Origin of the sequence: Streptomyces sp. S07_1.15 (assembly GCF_020739505.1) — a bacterium.
Taxonomy (GTDB): Bacteria; Actinomycetota; Actinomycetes; order Streptomycetales; family Streptomycetaceae; genus Streptomyces; species Streptomyces xinghaiensis.
Window position 1 is genome coordinate 1,056,120 of the sequence record NZ_JAJBZK010000001.1, and the last position, 17,878, is coordinate 1,073,997.

The 17,878-nt window shown below is 70.3% G+C and carries 16 protein-coding genes, 1 tRNA gene and 2 pseudogenes; 8 read left to right on the forward strand and 11 right to left on the reverse strand.

Features of this window, described 5'->3' with window-relative positions; translation table 11 throughout:
• Positions 1–89 precede the first annotated feature (89 nt).
• From LIX60_RS31905 to LIX60_RS04580, 3 genes are read right to left on the reverse strand one after another with little or no spacing between them, the layout of a single operon-like run.
• Complete coding sequence (locus LIX60_RS31905) at positions 90–503, reverse strand: helix-turn-helix domain-containing protein (protein WP_227957309.1); 414 nt, start codon at positions 501–503, stop codon at positions 90–92.
• On the reverse strand, positions 500–1,390 hold the full coding sequence (locus tag LIX60_RS04575) for a TRM11 family methyltransferase (RefSeq protein ID WP_227957310.1): 891 nt from the start codon (positions 1,388–1,390) through the stop codon (positions 500–502). Before LIX60_RS04575 ends, LIX60_RS31905 begins: the two co-directional genes overlap by 4 nt.
• 18 nt (positions 1,391–1,408) lie before the next feature.
• Entirely contained in the window at positions 1,409–1,936 is a 528-nt protein-coding gene (locus LIX60_RS04580) for a hypothetical protein (protein WP_227957311.1), read from the reverse strand.
• Between the two features lie 838 nt (positions 1,937–2,774).
• Here LIX60_RS04580 and LIX60_RS04585 point away from each other — a divergent pair.
• The 6 genes and pseudogenes from LIX60_RS04585 (at position 2,775) to LIX60_RS04610 (ending at position 8,343) form a co-directional block, all read left to right on the forward strand.
• The gene (locus tag LIX60_RS04585) at positions 2,775–4,076 is read left to right on the forward strand and encodes a hypothetical protein (protein ID WP_227957312.1); all 1,302 of its coding nucleotides are present in this window, start codon (positions 2,775–2,777) and stop codon (positions 4,074–4,076) included.
• 61 nt (positions 4,077–4,137) lie between these two features.
• Positions 4,138–5,409, forward strand: a complete 1,272-nt coding sequence (locus LIX60_RS04590) for a NucA/NucB deoxyribonuclease domain-containing protein (protein WP_227957313.1) — start codon at positions 4,138–4,140, stop codon at positions 5,407–5,409.
• A 21-nt stretch (positions 5,410–5,430) separates the two neighbouring features.
• Entirely contained in the window at positions 5,431–5,961 is a 531-nt protein-coding gene (locus LIX60_RS04595; protein WP_227957314.1) for a hypothetical protein, read from the forward strand.
• Positions 5,962–6,521: 560 nt separating this feature from the next.
• On the forward strand, positions 6,522–7,130 hold the full coding sequence (locus LIX60_RS04600; protein WP_227957315.1) for a hypothetical protein: 609 nt from the start codon (positions 6,522–6,524) through the stop codon (positions 7,128–7,130).
• Positions 7,131–7,196: 66 nt separating this feature from the next.
• Positions 7,197–7,397: a hypothetical protein gene (locus LIX60_RS04605; RefSeq protein ID WP_227957316.1), complete on the forward strand. Its 201-nt coding sequence runs from the start codon at positions 7,197–7,199 to the stop codon at positions 7,395–7,397.
• A gap of 116 nt (positions 7,398–7,513) precedes the next feature.
• Positions 7,514–8,343, forward strand: a pseudogene (locus LIX60_RS04610) (IS5 family transposase).
• Positions 8,344–8,368: 25 nt separating this feature from the next.
• On the opposite strand, the gene LIX60_RS04615 reads toward LIX60_RS04610, so the two are convergent.
• The 3 genes from LIX60_RS04615 to LIX60_RS04625 all read right to left on the reverse strand — a co-directional run bounded on the left by LIX60_RS04615 (position 8,369) and on the right by LIX60_RS04625 (position 10,007).
• Complete coding sequence (locus tag LIX60_RS04615; RefSeq protein ID WP_227957317.1) at positions 8,369–8,674, reverse strand: hypothetical protein; 306 nt, start codon at positions 8,672–8,674, stop codon at positions 8,369–8,371.
• A 56-nt stretch (positions 8,675–8,730) separates the two neighbouring features.
• The gene (locus LIX60_RS04620; RefSeq protein WP_227957318.1) at positions 8,731–8,883 is read right to left on the reverse strand and encodes a hypothetical protein; all 153 of its coding nucleotides are present in this window, start codon (positions 8,881–8,883) and stop codon (positions 8,731–8,733) included.
• Between the two features lie 1,047 nt (positions 8,884–9,930).
• Positions 9,931–10,007, reverse strand: a tRNA-Pro gene (locus LIX60_RS04625).
• 201 nt (positions 10,008–10,208) lie between these two features.
• Between LIX60_RS04625 and LIX60_RS04630 the strand changes: the two genes are divergently transcribed.
• Positions 10,209–10,499, forward strand: a complete 291-nt coding sequence (locus tag LIX60_RS04630; protein ID WP_019710747.1) for a YiaA/YiaB family inner membrane protein — start codon at positions 10,209–10,211, stop codon at positions 10,497–10,499.
• Positions 10,500–10,729: 230 nt separating this feature from the next.
• Here LIX60_RS04630 and LIX60_RS04635 read toward each other — a convergent pair whose 3' ends face one another.
• Positions 10,730–11,119 carry an MmcQ/YjbR family DNA-binding protein gene (locus tag LIX60_RS04635; protein ID WP_227957319.1) on the reverse strand — a complete coding sequence of 130 codons (390 nt, stop codon included), beginning with the start codon at positions 11,117–11,119 and terminating at the stop codon, positions 10,730–10,732.
• Positions 11,120–12,321: 1,202 nt separating this feature from the next.
• Here LIX60_RS04635 and LIX60_RS04640 point away from each other — a divergent pair.
• On the forward strand, positions 12,322–13,074 hold the full coding sequence (locus LIX60_RS04640; protein WP_227957320.1) for a uridine kinase: 753 nt from the start codon (positions 12,322–12,324) through the stop codon (positions 13,072–13,074).
• A gap of 1,046 nt (positions 13,075–14,120) precedes the next feature.
• Here LIX60_RS04640 and LIX60_RS04645 read toward each other — a convergent pair.
• The 4 genes and pseudogenes from LIX60_RS04645 to LIX60_RS04660 form a co-directional block, all read right to left on the reverse strand.
• Positions 14,121–15,297 (reverse strand): annotated as a pseudogene (locus LIX60_RS04645) (MBL fold metallo-hydrolase).
• 474 nt (positions 15,298–15,771) lie between these two features.
• A complete protein-coding gene (locus LIX60_RS04650; protein ID WP_227957321.1) occupies positions 15,772–16,611 on the reverse strand; it encodes an SAM-dependent methyltransferase in 840 nt (279 codons plus the stop codon).
• An 83-nt stretch (positions 16,612–16,694) separates the two neighbouring features.
• Positions 16,695–16,940, reverse strand: coding sequence for a DUF397 domain-containing protein (locus tag LIX60_RS04655; RefSeq protein ID WP_019710752.1), 246 nt, complete (start codon positions 16,938–16,940; stop codon positions 16,695–16,697).
• A 3-nt stretch (positions 16,941–16,943) separates the two neighbouring features.
• Positions 16,944–17,810 (reverse strand): helix-turn-helix transcriptional regulator, encoded by an 867-nt coding sequence (locus LIX60_RS04660; protein WP_043463908.1) that lies wholly within the window; start codon positions 17,808–17,810, stop codon positions 16,944–16,946.
• Positions 17,811–17,878: the final 68 nt, after the last annotated feature.

The following is a 17,878-nucleotide window of genomic DNA, read 5'->3' on the forward strand; positions in this document are numbered from 1 at the left end:
GCCCCCGGTGCCGGGATGCGGGTCGGACCGGGGGCGACCATGGACGCTCGATATGCCCCGGAGCGGAAGCCACGACCGGGTGATAGCCGTCAAGGGCGGGCCCCGGGCCGCCGGGCCGGCCGGGCACCGTCGCGGATGACGGTCTCCACATCCGCCGCGGAGAACCGCAGGTGCCGCCCGACCCGGGTGCAGGGGATGAGGCCCGCGGCGGCCTTCTTCCGCAGCCACGAGGCAGGGATCTGCAACAGCTCAGCCGCCTGTTCGGGGGTGTACAGGAGACGAGCCGGGCTCCCAGTGCCCGAGGCGGACTCCGGTACAGCCGCCAAGTCACTTGCTCTGCCTTGGGAGGTAGCGGGTTCTGACCGGGAGGTGCCGGGGCTGAGTGAGGCGTTTCTCTGGGGGTGGGGGCGCGGAGCTCTGTCCGGCGGTTTCCCGGTCGGCCGGCCGACTGTCCAGTTCAGAGGTGCGCGTGTTCGGCCGGGGGTGGGGTGCTGCTTCTTCATGCGGACCTGGAGTCAGTGAGTCTGGGCCGCTTGGGCGTCTCCATGGTTTTCGGTGTGGTGAAGATCAGGGCGTCCTCGTGCTGGACGAGGCAGAGCGGGATGCCGTGGCGGCGGGCGTCGCGGACGTTCTTCATCTGGAAGAAGGAGGGGCGGGCGACGAGCTGGCCGTCGCGGATGCCGGCGAGGAGAGCCACGCAGCGCTCGACGGGGACGAGGCCGGCCGCGCGTCCGGCGGCCAGAGCGGCGGAGGGCAGGTCGACCAGTTCACCGCGGGTGCGCCAGGGGCGGGTGGTGACGACGACGGTGCCGCCGGGGCGGAGCATCAGGCGGCACTGGGCGAGGATTTCGGTGAAGGCGTTGAGGAGCTGGTCGGTGGAGACGTGGGCGAGGTTGGCCGGGTCGTGGCTGTAGCGGTAGTTCCTTTTCGCTACGCCGCGCTCGCCGGTGTCCCGGGTGGAGCGGACCTGCCCGTGGACGCTGGGCCCATTCGGCGGTGAGGTCACGACGAGGTCCACCGTGCCGCGGAGCGTGGCGGGCAGGAACTGGGTGAGCCGGCGTGCGTCGCCGCAGTACACGCTGCCGGTGGCGCATCCGCCTTCGTGGGCGGCGGATGCGGTGTTGCGGCTGGCGAGGTCGGCCCACGGCGGTTCGTATTCGACGCCGACAGCGCGGCGGCCGAGGTGGATGGCCTCGACGAGAGTGGTGCCGATGCCGCACATGGGGTCCAGGACCAGGTCGCCGGGGTTGGTGTAGGTGCGGATGGCGTGCGCGGCGATGGCGGGGAGCATCTTGGCGGGGTGGGCGGTGGAGCCGGGGACGTAGCGGCCCTTGCGCTGAGCGGGCGCCGAGGTGGGGGCGGTGTTCCACACCGAGAAGGGAGCGGGCACAGTCAACTCCTCTGGCCGTCAGGCGTGGTGGATCGCGGAGAGGACGAGCAGGTCGCCATGGATAACGCCGGGGGCGGCATCGCCGGGCGGAGCGGGTGCGAGAGCGTCATCGGCGGCACGGGCGTAGAGGATGACGATGTGCTGCAGGTAGCGGAAACCCGCCGTGCGCGCCGCGGCGACGAGCGAGCCGAGCGGGTCGGTGAGCACTCCGGCGTCCCGGCGCTGGCGGGTGGCAAGCAGGAGCAGCCCGTCCGCGGGCAGCAGGCGGTGGGCGCGGTGGAAGAAGCCGGGCCAGCTGTTCTCCATGGCCCCCGGCATACCTCTCTCCGAAACCCGTAGTGCATCGCTGGACGCTGGCAGGGCGTCCGGGTGCAGCTCGGCGAGCAGCACCGACGCACTGCCGGGGGCCGTCTCCTCTCCGGCGTCGGCATAGCTGGTACAAGGCATGCAGGCGTCCGACCCTGGCAAGAGGTCCTGGTGGATGGAGACCTTGAGAAGCGATGCGGGCCGGCTGCCTGGGCGTTCGCCGAACTCAGTGCGGATCATCTCGACCGCCCAGTCCGGCAACACCGAGCCGGGGGCGGGAGCGACGCGTGACTGCTCGGGACGTGGGAGCCAGATGGTGGTCGGCAGAGCGGCAGAGTCCCGCTTCTGGGAGCCGCGTGGGGCACGGCGTGCGGAGTGGAACATCGTCGGGCGGCGCCCGGACTGGAGAACGCGGTCCGTCTGGTGCTGACGCCCGGTAATAGGGACGGAGCATGCGGTTCTTGCCGTTGCTGTTCGCGTCGTTCAGCACTGCCATGGTGCGTGTGCACTCGTCCGGCGGGACCGCGGAGATCCTGTGGAATCGCCGTTTCCCGAGGTCAGACGGCTGCCGGGCCACTGGTGAGCCACCGATGAACCACCGGCGAGCCACCGGGCAACCCCGCCTGCCCTCGCCCGGCCTTCCTCCTGAACACCGGCAGTGAGCCCCTCGTCAGGCAGCGAGACATCTGTGACGCCGAGGCAACTGGACGGCGTGGATGCTGTCGCCCCACCGAGCGTTGTCCCCGAGGTTCGCCTGTCGGCAGAAGACCTCAGTTGGGTCCTCGATTGAACTCGGACGGCGGTCGCGGAAACGGCGCAGTCATCGTGCGTTCGTCGAGGTCGGCAGATCCCCCGTGGATGCGACCGGGTCGGCCTTCACGATCAAGACCTGGTCTGTCCTCAGCCCTCAGACGCAACACGTCTGACCTCGATAGAGCGGAAGTGACGCACAGGGCAAGGGAGGTATTCGAGCCCCGTTCCCGTGAGATCACGACAGTCTCTTCACGGAGCCCACACATGGGCACAAGCGTTCGCTAGGTTCTCCGCGTCGCGTATTCGATCATCGAATGGGGAACTGTTGCGTCTCAAGAGACGACTGCTCGCGCTGGCGGCCTCGATGGCTTCGGTGGTGGTGCTGCCGTTATCGGCGGCCTCTCCGGCCAGTGCGGCTCCTCCAACTGAAAGCTGCAACATCGAGCACCAGGCGAGGATCATCTTCTGGGCGGTGGCGTGCGCCGAGCCCGGTGAGCCCGTCATCGGGGCGTTTGCCACCTGGCGGAACGAGCCCATCACTTTCGCGCAAACCGATACCTCCGGCACCACGGTGCAGGCAGCGAACTATCTGACCATGATGCCCAACCGTGAGGGCGGCCTGTTCTCCAACTACGTCCAGATCGGTCTGTTCGCGGAGAAAACCGGTGCCACCACCAGCACGTATGGGCCTCGGTGGAGCGAGCTGGGGGAGAACGGCGGCGTGACCCGCGCCATCACCCAGGGTGCCGGAGGGAACACCCCGGACCGCACCAACCACACCTATATGCTCCTGCGCCAGGACGGTGGTGACCAGTGGGACGTTCTGTACGACTTCAACAAAGTCGGCACCACCACCGGACAACTCCCCGTTCCACGGGGCAGCGCCAACCGCCTCGACATCGGCCTCGAAGTCATGGGCCCGCAGCACCTGAGCATTCCCCGGATCGACAGCCGGGTGCAGTACATGGCGGAGAACAAGACCTGGTACCGCACCGCCACCGAGGACGTCGCCCAGATCACCTCACTCCCCAAGTGCAACGACGGCGGCACTGCCCCTTACTGCTTCACCGCCCAACTGACCGGCGGTGCCAGCTTCGAGCAATGGAGCACCAGCAAACCCGGCCCAACTCAACTGCAGACCTCCCCGCCCACCGACACCGCGCCGAAGAATCGTTCTTTCACAGACGCCGTACCGAAGGTCCTCAACGGCGTGAACCAGGCTGCGCTGCGCCATTGTCTGGCCGAGGCACCCGACACCTGCCTGTCCACCGTCCCCGGTCTTGCCCGGTGTGCGCGGACTGTGCAGCTGTGCAATGCCGCCGCCGTGAGCACCGCCTCCCGCCCTGCCTTCTCGCAGCGGAGTTCCACGGTCGCTGCGGAGGACATCCACCAGCGTGCCGCGGTCTCCTTCGGCGTTCCCGTCCACAAGGTGCAGGTGAATAGCGGTCCTGGCCGTTCTGCCACCGACGTGCACGCAGAGGCCGGCCCGGTGTGGACAGTGGAGTCCTCCGCAGCAACCCACGGGCTGGAGCGCCGGGACCGCACCTTCGACGGGTTCCGCGCCACCTATTCGGCCAGCACCGACAGGCTCCTGCATGCCTGCTGGGGACAGATGTGCGCCCGGTGACCGGCGATACCCGTCACCGTCCCGTTCCCCTCTCCCCCAGCACCGAGCAAGGAGCCCCGGCATGTTCCACATAGCCCTGACCAGGTGGACCCGTGCTCTGGCCACCGCCTGCACCTTGACCCTGGCAGCCACGGCGACAGCCGTGGCCGCTCCTCAAGACCGAGTCGTCCCACAACCGCACGACACCGTGGCGATCGTGGATGCCGCCACACTGCCTCCCGAGCAGCTCCGCGGCCTGGACGAGCCCATCCCGTTCGGCGAGTACCTCGCCTCACGCAGCCCCAGCAAGACGCTCCCGGCTGCCGCCGAGGCAGACGACACCGACCTGCGGCAGGAGTGCGCTGACCACGCCGAAGCCGCCAAAACAGCCAAGGGCTGGATCAAGAGCCGGTTCGAAAGCTGCCAGAAGAAGCCCTACGATCTGGTGTTACGGGACACCCGAGGCTCTGGGAGAACCCTGGGGCGCATGTGGTTCGACGTATGGGTGCTCGGGTTCGCCCACGACGGTGCCCGGAAGGTGGAGTACGCCGTCAGCGTCGAGGACATCACCGTCCAGCCCGCCGCCAACGAGGACGCCACCAAGTGGCGCATCAGCCAGTCCTTCACCCACAGCATCAACGCCACTGAAAGCGACCCGAACCCCCGCGTCAACGCTCCCGGGACCACGACCCGCGATGAGACTCTGACCGGCTGGCACAACAACCCCTACTGGACCCTGACCTACACCTCGCCCGACACCGGCAAAGTCGAGGCAGGCAATCCCCAGCGCGTCAACGCGGTCATCCTCATGACGCTGGGAGCAACCTCCCCCAACGCCAGCCCCTCCTACTCGGAAGTCGACGCCTTCCACTCCGGCGTCCGCTTCGACCGCGCCGGGGCACGCGCCGGAAAACACCAAGGCACCGTCTTCACCGAAGCCCGCGTCGAACTCCAGCTCAGCCTCAGCGACGAGGCCATCAAGGAAAGCACCCGGCACATCCGCGACGCCTTGCAGTACCCCGAACGCACCTTCCCCTCCTGGCCGGGCAAGAGCATCCCCGGCAAAGACGAACCCCTGCACCGCCTGATCGACGAAAAGAAACAAGAAGACAACCGGGACGTGGCCATCGACACATGCCACGACATATGGGGGGACTACAGCGGCACCGGGCTGCAGTGCGACGAATACCCCTTCGCCTCCACCAAAGAAGGTGCCAACGCCGGTGACGACCGTTACTCCGCGCGCCTCATAGACGGCCCTGACAACGAGGCAGGCGGCCGCCGGCTGAACTCGATGTACACCGCCAACCGGATACTCGATGGCGACCCCTTCTACGTGAAGATAAACCCCTGATCTGCCAAGGAACTACCTGCCATGGCGCTCCTCACCGAGTACAGCACCACAGCTCGCCCCGACCGCCGCATCATCGAGGTCTACGACGCGGACGCCTATCTCGGAGATGATGACGCCCTGGCCGCGTCGATGAGCCAGGTGGTAGCCGGTAACGGCTACCACCTGTACCTCCACAGCCTGCAGGACGACATCCACGTCCGCGTCACCCTCCGGATCTGGGACGCACCCCGCTCCCTCCCCGAGGACGTCGAAGGCGCCGTCCCCGTGTCCCTGGAGTCGGAAACCGGCACCGTGGTCATCAACCAGTTCACCCTCGGACCGGCCGGTGAGATGACCTTGCCCCGCCCGGGCGTATACGAAGGACATGCCTGGTGGACCGGCCGCCAGGCCACCGGCGACTACCACACCACGTGCATGCACCGCCGTTTCACCGAGAACTGGGACCGCGATCGCGTCCGGCGGGCATGGAGGGAGTGCCCAGTCCAGGAGCAGTACGTGCTCGATCTCTGGTACACCCGTGAGCCCGAACCCGTCGATGACGAAGACCTATAGAGCTGCTCGTCTGCACCAGAGACGGCCGCGCCAAGCCGTTTGGGCACGGCCGTTCCTGGTATGCCCCGGCTCTGATGGAGTCGGATCGCTGGACAATTGTCCAACCAGCGGCCTTCGGGGCCGCGATGCCTTGCAGCCATACACCCAGATTCCGCCGCAAGGTCCTCGATCTCGTCGCATCCGGAAGGAAGGTCGCCGAGGTCGCCCAGCTCGTCAGCATCAGCGGTCAGGCAATCTACGTCTGGCGTCGCCAGCACCTCATCGATACGGAGCAGCTCGGGATGGGGTCGTTCGCTCAGCCGCATAGCCTGCGAGCCATCAGGACAAGTACTGCGAGAGAACTGCTGAATCGGGCGGAGGATTTATCACGTTCGATTTCCCGGCTAGACCGGGTGCAGCAGTGCTGGCTATCGGGGTGAGCCAGCAGCGGGCCATCGCACACGCAGTGCCACTTGGACGTGTGCGGCACGATGGCGGCTCGCGGTCGGTCCGCCGGTGGCACTGGGCGGTGACAGGAGTGGCGGCAGACGTTGTCCGCCACTCCTGCAAGGAGCAGTGCCATGCACCACACCGCACGTACCACCCACCGTCGCGTTGCCTGTGTCCGGTCCTCGGGCCGCTCGCCCCTGGGGGCTCTGGAGGAGGCCTTTCTCGCGCTGGCGACGGCAGCCTCCCCGCTCACGTTGCCCGCTCATCTGGTCTGCGACGAGCCGGAGCAGCTGGCGCTGCCCGTGGACCAGTTCCGGGCGCGTCTCGCCCACCCCGCCACGTCGTCGGCCCAGCGTGAGCGGAGCTGGCGTGAAGTGGTTCGCCGGGCTCAGCAGCTCGGTGAGCCCTGGGGCACCGTCGCCGTTGCGATGGCCGTTCCGGTGCTCCGTCGGGTGCTGGCCCGGCTGGCGCGGCCGGCTCATTTGGAGCGCGCCGAGGTCGAGCAGGAGGCGCTGGCTGCGGTTGCCGTTGCTGTGCGCTCGGTGGACGTGGACGCTGCCGACGTGGGTCGGGAGTTGTTCGCGGCGGCTGACCGGGCTGTGCACCGTCTGGCGTATGTCGCTCGCCGTCAGGCTGCCCGTGAGACCGGGTCGGCGGCAGTGCGTCTGGGGCGGCTGGCCCGCTTGCCGGGATGCCGCCAGGCGGCTCGCGGACGCATCGGCCGGCACGGACACCGGTGAACTGCGAGCACGGGCACGGCTCGGCGCGGTCCAGGTGATGACCGCGGAAGGAGCCCGGTCCAGGCGGTGGCCGATACCTGGCTGGAGCTGGCCGAGGAACTCGCGTCCTGGCCCGGGCCAGGACCATCCCGCCAGACCGTGGAATTCTGCCGAGAAGTAGGAGTCGAAGTGAAGGAACTTGGTCTGGACGCGAGGCAAGGTGAAGTGTCCCCGGCGCTGCCCGAGGCAATCCGCAAGCTGCTGGATCGCCTGCCAGGGGCAGCTTGACGAACTCCGCGGAAACCGGGGCCCTGCCTCTGCCTGGGCCCCGCCCCTGACTCCTCCGTCGGCCTGCCCTAGGCGGTGTCTTCAAATGATCTTGAATGGTGGATCATGGTCGGGTGATACGTCGCCATGAACTGTCGAATGCCGACTGGGAGTTCGTCCGGACGCTGCTGCCCAAGTCGTTGCGGGGCAGGAAGCGGCTGGACGATCGCATGGTGCTCAACGGGATCGTGTGGAAGTTCCGGACGGGGGTGGCCTGGCGGGATGTGCCCGAACGGTACGGTCCGTGGGCCACACTGCACACCCGGTTCCGGCGGTGGGCTTTGGACGGCACGTTCGAGCGGATACTGCAGGCCGCCCAGGCCAGGGCGGACGCGACCGGGGACATCGACTGGCTCGTTTCGGTCGACTCCACCGTCGTCCGCGCCCACCAGCACGCCGCCGGGGCACGAAAAGGGGGCTCCGCAGCCTCGCACTCGGACGTTCCCGAGGTGGCCTGACCAGCAAAATCCATCTGGCCTGCGACGGTGCCGGCCGTCCGCTCGCTTTCACGCTCACGGGCGGCAACACCAATGACTGCACCCAGTTCACTGCGGTGATGGAAGCGATACGGGTGCCTCGCGTCGGCCCGGGACGGCCCCGAGTGCGGCCCTCCCACGTGCTGGGCGACAAGGGCTACAGTTCGCGGGCCATCCGCACCTGGCTGCGACGACGCAGCATCGGTCACACCATCCCCGAACGGACCGACCAGGTCCGGAACCGGCTCCGGCGCGGCAGCCGCGGCGGGCGCCCACCGGCCTTCGACAAGCAGCGCTACAGGCAGCGCAACGTGGTGGAACGCTGCTTCAATCGGCTGAAGCAGTGGCGCGGCATCGCTACTCGCTACGACAAGACCGCGGAGCCCTTCCAGGCAGCCGTCACTCTCGCGTCGCTCCTGATGTGGGCGTGATGTTCCGACGGTGAGCGGCGGGTCATCAGAGATGGAGCTCCATCTCCCAGTCCTCGAAGGGCGGCTCGACCCGATAGCTCGGGTCGCAGCACGCTCGAACCCACTGCGCGACCCGGTACTGCGCATCCCCGTCATTCAGCACCATGCCGTCGGCGTCGATTTGCAGCACATTGCTATAGATCGCGAAGACCTGTTCCAAGGAGGAGCCAGAATGAAAAACGGTCGAGCGATAGTCGACCCCCTCGAGCAGGTCCAGGTCGAGGGTGCCGTTCGCCAGGTAGAAAGCGAAGAGCCGGAGCGAAGCGCGCACGTCGACAGAAAGGTGTCCCACCAAGGCATCATGCGCAGCTTCCGCGCCATTTTGGCAAGATCTTTTGAAGAAGCCGCCTAGGCCAGCAGCCCCGACAACATGGCTGAGAGCGCATCACCGTGCCTGCCCAGGTCGGCCACCGCCTCCCGGAACCGGACGAGTCGGCGGTGGACCTCCCCGATCCGCCGCTGCTGCGTCGCCGGCGCGCGCAGGACGCGCAGTCGACGCACGTCGACCCGAGGGGAAGAGGAGGCACACGTCCCTGCCCGCTGATCGTTGCCTGGCGCTCCGGGGGGCTCACGGAATCCTCGTGCGGTTCGTTCCGGCGTGCGTACGTTGAGCGTGCCGAAGGCATGATCAGGTCCTGGCTTCGGCTGGATGAACGGGGCCCGGCCAGCGCCCGCTGGCCGACCTTATCGTCGAGTCCATCGGGGGCAGCCCCGTGGGCAGCTTCGCCTCAATCATCGTCACGGCCTTCGAGAACATCATCCGCGGTCCCCTTACAGGACGTCGAAATGCCCGCCTGCCCCTCGGCGGGCTGAACACGCCGGGCAATACGCGAGGGTGAATTCGACCCGGCTTCGACCTGAAGGGTTCGCTCAATAGAAACATGGCATCTGACCTGCGGAAACAGGGAGCGGCAGACGAGTCAGGCTGTACGCCCGGTACAGAGCGAAACGGCCGATGTCACCATCAGCGGCCGCAGCCACACGGGGCCGGGGAGTTCACCCCGCTCCGCCCCTGAAGAACCTCTGGAAGGCCGAACGGTGAGAGCTTGGTGGAGCGCTGAACGGCCCTCTACGACGCGGCCCTTGTGGGAGTGCCCCGTCTGCGGACAAACGCCAAGGGGCATTGGCCGCCCCCGACCCGGGTCACCAGCGCGACTCCAGCGCCCCGTCCCCCTCCTGGCCTGCGCAGATCTCGGAACGGGGCGTCGGCGGGGAGCACGGTGTGCCCTGTCGCATGGGGAGCAGCGCCGGTGCTCCCACGTCGGGAAGAGGCCGGTGAGCGGACAAGGGGTTCTTTGGCCGGTCGCCAGCCGGATCGGACCGACGCGGGTGGGTGACCGTAGGGGCGAAGGGTTGACGGCGGCACCCAGCGGCGCGGTACGGCCGGCTACGTCTACCGGATCGGGTGACGGACGAAACGGGCGCCGTTGACACGTCTGCGAGGTGGGAGCGCGAGGGCTCCCAGAGGGCTCCCCGTTGCTCCCACCCCGGGAACGGCAAAGGCCGTTTCCGCTACCCGCGGAAACGGCCTACGACCTGCGAAAACGCTGGTCGGGACGACAGGATTTGAACCTGCGACCCCTTGACCCCCAGTCAAGTGCGCTACCAAGCTGCGCCACGTCCCGGTGCCCGTGCGGCCTGGGGTTTCCCCCTTGCCGACCGCGCAGGAGAAACAATACCGCACCCTGCGGGGTGCTTGCCCACCCCATTCCGGTGGCAGGGAGTGAGCGGCCGGAAGAACCGCGCGGGGGCCGGGAGGGGGCCGGGGGACGGGGATGAGTACGGCTACTCATGTGCCGGAGCGGTGGAGCGGCGACTCTACCGGCATGAGCACTCCCATCGAGCGGCCAACGACCACGGCGTTCTTCGTGCAGGCCGCGATCTCGTTCGCGATCTCCCTGGTGGCCATGTCCTTCGGAATCGCCAAGCTGCCACTGGGCCCCTGGGAGCGGGGCTTTCTCGCCCTCGGGCTGGTCTTCGTCGTGACGTCGAGCTTCACTCTCGCCAAGTGCGTGCGGGACCGGCAGGAGGTCACGGAGGTGTCCAGCCGCGTCGACAAGGCGCGGCTGGACAAGCTGCTCGCCGAGCACGATCCCTTCGAGACGAAGAACCTCTGACGGGCGGCGGGAGGGCCGTCCGGGCACCAGCGGGCAGCGACCGTCCGTCACGCGCCCGCACCGTACGGTTGCCGTTGTTACTTTCCGTGATGTTCCTCGAGTGGTCCAGGAGGCTGCGCGCGTGCTCTGGCCGCCGGTCCGGTCGAGGGCACCCGGTGGCCGGCTCTCGCGTGTGCCGGTCGTGCGCGCGCCCGTTCGTCCGGTGATGGGGCGCGTTCCGGCCGAGGGTGTCAGCGGTGGGACTGTTTCGGTGGTCTGCCCGTGGTCGCGTCCCGGAGGTCCGGGTGCGCCTCGGCGAGGGTGCGCGGGGCGGCCTGGCGCCAGGAGTCCAGGAGGATCGCGCGCAGTTCGGCCTCGTCGTCCAGCGCGGCGAGACGGACGCGCAGCCAGGCGTAGTGCTCGTCGTGGCCCTCCCGGACGAAGAACTTCTCCGGTTCCGCGGCGATCAGCTCCGCGCGGTCCTCGACCGGGCATTTCACGCCCACCGAGGCGTCGTCGTCGGCGAGTGACGCGAAGATCTTGTTGCGCACCCGGAAGGTGGGCATGCCCCAGGCGAGCTTCTCCTGCGTCTCGGGGAGGGAGAGGGCGATACGGCGGACGTCCTCGGCGGTCGTGGTCATGGCGGCGCTCCCATCGGTTCGGGCCTGCGGCGGTATGGGCTCCGGACGTCACCGACCGTAGGCGCCGCCACTGACATTGATGCTCACGCTCGTGTTCCGGTCGTCGCGGATCCGCCGTTGATGTGCGCCCTCGCGGCGCTTCCCGGCGTCCGTTGTGTGTGACATGTGTGATGCGCCGCACGCGTCAGCTCTCGCGGGGCTGGGCGGAGCGGTGGGGCGCTCGTCCGTCGGCAGCGGTGTACGGAGGCGGCCGCCGGGCCGCGCCCCCTCCCGCCTTGCCGCTCCTCCGTCCGGACTCCTTCCGGCCCTGTACGGGAGGCCCGTTGGACACCACCGCATCCGCCCGCACCGGCAGCGTCACCGGAGATCCTCCTGATCCTGAGGTCTCCGACGTACCCGCTGTCCCCGACGTCTCCGGCGCTACTCGCGCCGCTGCTGCCCCCGGTGGTCCGCCACCCGCCGCGGACGAGCCCGTGGTCTTGTCCCGGCGGCGCTTTCTCCGCGCCGCCGCCGGTACCGCCGCGGCGGGCGCGGCCGTCTCCGGGGCCACCCCCGCACTACCCGCCGCCCGGGCCTCCGCCGCGCCCGCGCCTGCACCCACACCCGCCCGGCGCGTCCCGCTCTCCCTCACCTCCGCCACCAACGGCGCCGGGACCTCTCCCCCGGCGGCGGGCGGCTGGTCGCCGAGGTGCAGAACGTCCTGTGGTCCGTACCCGTCGGTGACAGTGGCAGTGACGGTGACGGTGACCACGGCCGTGGCGGAAGCTCGGACCACCCGTCCTGGTCCGGCGACTCCGGCACGCTCCTCTGCCTCTCCGGCGGCCGGCTGCGCCTGCTCGACGCGCACGGCGGCGTACGCCCCGTACGGTCCGCGTCCCGCTCGGGGACCGGCGCCCGCCGGCCGCGAGCGCGCGACGGGTGGGGACGGACTGGACAGCGGTCCGCCGGCAGATGCGCCGGGACGGCTGCTGCGACGCGGGCCCGGAGCGGTGACGCGGCGGGCCCGGGACCCCGTGCCGGACGGGCTCGCCGGGGGGACGTGAGCCGAAACCCCGCCGGGGGCGTGCGGCACGACGGCCGGGGGCGTGCCCTGGGCGGGCGCGCCCCGTACGGGAACCGCGAGCCGCGGCCCGCTCCTGCCCGGCATAAGCGATCTTCACCCCGTCAACACAACCAGCCGCTTCACTCGATAGATTCAACCCATGGAATTGCGACCCGCGGGACAGGCGGACGTGCGTCACTCGGCTTCGACATGGCAGCAGCCCACCCCACCCGCCGCCTCACCCCAGCGGAGCGCCCTCGTCGCGCTGCTCGCCCGGCGCGTGGCGGGGCTGGGCCGCGGGCGTCTTCTCGTGGGGATCGACGGCTTCACCGCGGCGGGCAAGACCGGCTTCGGGCACGAACTGGCCCAGCACGTCGCCGCCACAGGGCGGCCCGTGCTCCGTGCGACGCTCGACGACTTCAAGAAGCCGTGGCGCGACCGGCACCTGTACGACCGGGAGTCCGGCGAGGGCTACTACCGCAACGCGTACGACTACGAGGCGGTCGAGCGCCTGCTGCTGCGCCGCTGCCGCAGGCCCGGCGAGACCTCAGCCGTGCTGTGCTCCATCGACCCGCTCACCCAGCGGGACCACTCCGATCAGTCCACGCCGCTCGCCCCGGACACGGTGCTGATCGTGGACGGCGTCTTCGCCTTCCGCCCGGAGATCAACACGTACTGGGACTGCCGGATCTGGCTCCACGTGGACCCGGAGGTCTCCGTCCGCCGGGGCGCCGAGCGCGACCGGGAGCGGTCCGGGGCGGACGCGGAATCGATCCACCGCGACCGGTATCTGGCGGCGCACCGGGTCTACCTCCGGGAGGCCGACCCCCTCCCCGGGGCGGATGTGGTCATCGACAACACGGTCTTCTCCGACCCCCGCGTGGTGAAGAATCCGGCGGCCCTGCCGCTCTGAACGGACCGGCCGGCCGCCACTCCCCCGGCGCCCGCTCCACGCCGGACGGTGCGGGCGCCCCCTCCGCGCCCCGTAAAGGCACGGCAGGTCGCGCTGAGGCCAGTGGGGACGGCCGACGGCGCGGGTGACCCGTGCGCTCCCGGCCGACGCCCGGCGCCACTGAGCCGCAAGCAGATCGCCATCCCGCCGGGGAGCGGCCCGGCTCCGCACCCGTTGCCCACGCCGGAGTCACCAGGTGCGCGGACCCCAGTGGACGGGGAGCGGGACCCCGGCCGGGGTCCCGCCGGACAGGCGGGATGCGTGCGCACCCCCTCCTCCGCGTTCATGTGGATCTCCGGCGACATGACGCTCCATCAGGCATCAGGACCTCAGCCACGCGGCGAGCGGGCACAGCTCCACGGCCACTGCCGGCCACCCGCGAACTCCTTGTGCCTGCATGGGTTTCCAAGCAGCCCAGTGCGGCTTCGGGGTACGCGTGACCCCGTGCCGGGATCCTTGGGATTCTGAGAAATCGCCGGCTTGCGCGGGCGCGACCGGCGGGCCGATGTCCAGCCGCGCGCCGAGCGGCACCCACGACCTGTGCAGCGCGGGTTCGGAGCAGCGCCAGGACGGCTGCTCCGAACCCACGGGGCCGGTCAGTTATCGGCCAGGACAGCCGTGTTGTTCGTGAGATCCGGGTCGAAGTCGAAGGAATACTCGCCGGACTCCGTGCACGGGCAGAGCTTCGGCGTCTTCGACCTGTGGCTGCTGACCGGGTTCGGCGTGCCGGGCTTCCTGACGCGGACGCGTCCGCCCTCGCAGGCGGACTTCGGCGGGCGCCCCCTCCAGGAGTGCCTCGCCCGGCGGGGCGCGGCGGCACGTCCGTCTCCGAACCGGGGGAGCCGCCCTGCCGTGGGTGCTGGAGGACACCCAGCGCACGTTCGCGTCCTCCCTGCGCATCGACACTGTGGTGCCCGGGGCGACCGGTGCCGTGAGCATCCGTGAGCACCCATCCCCCGTTCGGCCATCGCGCCCCTCAGCCCGGAGACGCTCCGGCATCCGGACCATCACCCCAAGCTCGTCCCCGACCGACGCCGCTCACCGGAGAGGTCGAGATCACCCTTGCTCGTCTCGGCCACACCCTCAGCGCGCCGGGGACGGCTCCACGGACGGGCAGTGGGAACTGGACACCGCCCGCCACCACGTCTCCACCGGCAGCTCCCCCGCCGGCTCGAACGGCTCGCCCGGCCGGGGTGCGGCGAGCCGCACGCCCGTCTCCCGCGCCGCCGCCGCGGTCCGTTCGGCGGGTTCCTCCCACGGGTGCGGCGCGAGGTTGAAGGTGCCCCAGTGGATGGGCAGCAGGGCACCGGCCGGTGTCCCGCCGGACAGGTCGAGGTGGGTCCGCACCCCTTCCTCCGGGGTCATGTGGATCTCCGGCCAGTGCTCGGAGTACGCGCCGATCTGGATCATCGTGGCGTCGAACGGGCCGTACGCGGCGCCGGTCTCGGCGAACCCGTGGTAGTAGCCGGTGTCGCCGCTGTGGAAGACCCGGTGCTCCGGGCCGGCCACGACCCAGGAGGCCCACAGGGTTCGCATCCCGCGGACGATCCCCCGGCCGCAGAAGTGCCGCGCGGGCGTGGCCGTGAGCGTCAGCTCCCCGACCCGCGCCGACTCGTGCCAGTCCAGTTCGTCGACGCGTGCCGGGTCGACGCCCCAGTGTTCGAGGTCCGCCCCGACGCCCAGCGGTACGGCGAACCGGGTGCCCGTGGCCGCCAGCGCGCGGACGGCCGCCATGTCCAGGTGGTCGTAGTGGTCGTGCGAGATGACGACGACGTCGACGGGCGCCAGGTCGTCCAGCGGCAGCGGCACGGGGTGCAGACGGCGCGGCCCGGCGAAGGCGAACGGCGAGCAGCGCTCGCCCCAGACCGGGTCGAACAGCACCCGGTGGCCGTCGATTTCCGCGAGCACGCTGGAGTGCCCCATCCAGGTCAGCCGGAGCCCGGACGGGGGCGGGGCGCTCCGGGTCCCCGGGGCGGGCCGGTGCACGGGTATGGCACCGGCGGGCGCGCGGCGTCTGCGCGCCTCCCGGTCGAACTGGGCGCGCAGCAGCGCCCGGCCGGAGCCCGGCAGCATCATGCGGGTGGGCACCGGGTTGCGGAACTGCCCGTCCGCCCACTGCGGCGATCTGCGGATGCGTTCGAGCCGCTCCCCGGCCGGGTCCGCGCCGAAGGCCGCGGGCCGCAGCCGGGCGGCGAGGGAACGGAGCGGCCCGGGGGCGGCACGCCGCGGGCGGCCCGGGCGGGGCGCGGAAGGAACCCCGGGACGGGGCGCGGAGCTGGGTACGGGTTCGGGCACGGGACCTCCGTGGGCGCTGCTCGGTGGTGCGCCGCGGCCCTCGCCCCGGCGCCCGGTGGTGTCCGCCGGCTGGGCCGCCGGCGCTGTGCTCGACAGGAGAACGGCGGGGCGGTCCGCAAAATGCCCGCGCCGCGCCGCCACCCGGGGTCCGTCTCCGTCCCCGGCACGGCGGAACCGTTTCCCGGGGGGACGGCGCGGCCGGACGGCGGCGGGTGGCGGGGAAGGGCTGCGCGACGGCGGACGCCCCGGGGAGCCGGCGTGGCAGGGACGGGGGCCGGTCCGCTCGGAAGCCGCGCGGGCACGTACGGGGGCCGGGCCCGCCGTCCGTACGCGCGGGCCCGGCCCCCTTCCCCGTCGGGCCGTTCAGGGCTTGCGGCCCACGCCCCCGTAGCACGCGACGGTGCGCCCTCCGGCTTCCCCGGCCTTTCCGGTGCCGTCCTCGGGCCGCCAGGCCGTGGCCTGGACCAGTCCCGGGTCGAGCAGTTCGTAGCCGTTGAAGAAGGGCAGGATGCGGGCGTGGTCGCGCAGGGTGAGGTGGGCCGTGGTCCGGTCGTAGACCTTGACGACGTCCTCCCCCTCCGCGCGCCGCCGCTCCTCCCCGTGGAAGTCGGCGGTGACGTGGCTGAGGATGAGATGGCTTCCGGCGGGCAGGTCCTCGCCGAGGGCGGCGAGGATGCCCTCCGGGTCCGAGGCGTCGTCGATGAAGTGCAGGACGGCGACGAGCATCAGGGCCACCGGCTGGTCGAAGTCGATGAGCCGGCGGATGGTGGGGTGGTCCAGGATGGTGCGCGGTTCCCGGACGTCGGCGTGGACGAAGGCGGCGTTGCCCTCGTTGGTCAGCTTGGCCTCCGCGTGGGCCGCCACGATGACATCGTTATCGACGAACGCCACCCGGGTGTCGGGCGCGATCTCCCGTGCGATCTCATGGGTGTTGGGCGAGGTGGGGATGCCGGTGCCGATGTCGATGATCTGCCGGACCCCCGCCTTGACGACGGTCCGCACGGCCCGCTGCATGAAGGCCCGGTTCGCCCGCGCGGTGGCGCGGGTGTCCGGGGCCAGCTTCATGACGTCCTCCGCGGCCGCGCGGTCGACCTCGTAGTTGTCCCATCCCCCGAGGTAGTAGTCGTACATCCGGGCGGGATGCGGTCTGCTGGTGTCGATATGTTCGACAGGGAAACCCTGGTCGGTCACACCGGTCTCCATTTCTGTCTTTCCCCCTGTCCGTGGGGAGTTCCCCCGTGTCCGTGCGAGAGGCCGGCCGGCTCGGTCGGGGCGGGCCGGCCCGGTCAGGCGAGGAGGAAGTCCGCCTCGCCGTCCTTCGCGCCACGGATGAAGGTCGCGATTTCGTGATGGCTGTATATCAGGGCGGGGCCGTCCGGGTCGGTGGACTGCCGCAGCGCGACCCTTCCGTCACCCAGCTTCATGGCCTCCACACAACTCCCCCCGTTCCCGCCGCTCCACGGCTTGTGCCAGCCCTCCGTGCCGAGCTCCGTGGAGGGCATCCCGTTGTAAATACGTTTCCTGCGATCCATGGTTCAGATCTCCTTGCGAATCCCACCCAGCACCGTCCGGGTGGTGTGTGCGGGCGCGGCTTGCGCGCACATCCGGTCCAGGGCCTCCAGGAACGCCGACACGTCGTCCCGCTGGTCGACGTAGACGGCGCCGACGAGGCTCTCGGAGTAGACGACGTCCGGCAGTTCCGGGAGCGGAAACCGGAAGATGTGAAAGGGACCGTACATGGCCGGGTGCGGACCCGCGGAGAAGGGCATCAGCTGGAGCCTGACCCGCGGCATCTCGGTCGCCTCGATGAGCCGGTCGATCTGTGCGCGCATCACCTCGGGCCCGCCGATCGGGCGGCGCAGAACCGTCTCGTCCATGACAACCCACAGCAGCGGCGGGTCGTCCTTGGTCAGCAGGGACTGGCGTTCGGCACGGAGTGCGGCGAGGCGCTCCAGTTCGGCCTGGGGCGCGTGCGGCATCCCGGCGCGGAGGACGGCGCGCGCGTAGGCCTCGGTCTGGAGCAGTCCGGGGACGTAGTGCGGCTCATAGGCGCGGATGACGCTGGCCTCTCCCTCCAGGGCGACGAAGGCGCTGAACCACTCGGGGAGGACGTCGCGGTAGCGGTGCCACCAGCCCGGCTGGTTGGCCTCCCGCGCCAGGGAGACGAAGGCGTCGATGTCCCGCTGGTCGGTGACGCCGTAGACCCGGAGGAGCTTCTCCACATAGGGGATTTTCAGCCCGACTTCGGCCTTTTCCATCCGGCGGACCGTGGCATGGGTGACGTCGAGGGCGCGGCCCGCCTCCGCGAACGACAGCCCGGCTCTCTCCCGTAGATCCTGCAGGCGCTTGCCGAGCACCAGCCTCAGGACGGTCGGCGCACCTCCCGACCGCGCGTCCTTCACCGCACATCCCCTCCAACAACCTTGACCCGGGCGCAGTCTGTCATGGGGTCAGCTGAGCGGGCCAGGCT

What these genes read in the sequence shown, in the direction of transcription:
- LIX60_RS04655 (WP_019710752.1), bottom strand. Translation starts at nt 16,940, where the DNA reads ATGGATCGCAGGAAACGTATTTACAACGGGATGCCCTCCACGGAGCTC.
- LIX60_RS31905 (WP_227957309.1), bottom strand. Translation starts at nt 503, where the DNA reads ATGAAGAAGCAGCACCCCACCCCCGGCCGAACACGCGCACCTCTGAAC.
- LIX60_RS04650 (WP_227957321.1), bottom strand. Translation starts at nt 16,611, where the DNA reads ATGGAGACCGGTGTGACCGACCAGGGTTTCCCTGTCGAACATATCGAC.
- LIX60_RS04630 (WP_019710747.1), top strand. Translation starts at nt 10,209, where the DNA reads ATGAGCACTCCCATCGAGCGGCCAACGACCACGGCGTTCTTCGTGCAG.
- LIX60_RS04600 (WP_227957315.1), top strand. Translation starts at nt 6,522, where the DNA reads ATGCACCACACCGCACGTACCACCCACCGTCGCGTTGCCTGTGTCCGG.
- LIX60_RS04580 (WP_227957311.1), bottom strand. Translation starts at nt 1,936, where the DNA reads ATGATCCGCACTGAGTTCGGCGAACGCCCAGGCAGCCGGCCCGCATCG.
- LIX60_RS04640 (WP_227957320.1), top strand. Translation starts at nt 12,322, where the DNA reads ATGGAATTGCGACCCGCGGGACAGGCGGACGTGCGTCACTCGGCTTCG.
- LIX60_RS04595 (WP_227957314.1), top strand. Translation starts at nt 5,431, where the DNA reads ATGGCGCTCCTCACCGAGTACAGCACCACAGCTCGCCCCGACCGCCGC.
- LIX60_RS04635 (WP_227957319.1), bottom strand. Translation starts at nt 11,119, where the DNA reads ATGACCACGACCGCCGAGGACGTCCGCCGTATCGCCCTCTCCCTCCCC.
- LIX60_RS04590 (WP_227957313.1), top strand. Translation starts at nt 4,138, where the DNA reads ATGTTCCACATAGCCCTGACCAGGTGGACCCGTGCTCTGGCCACCGCC.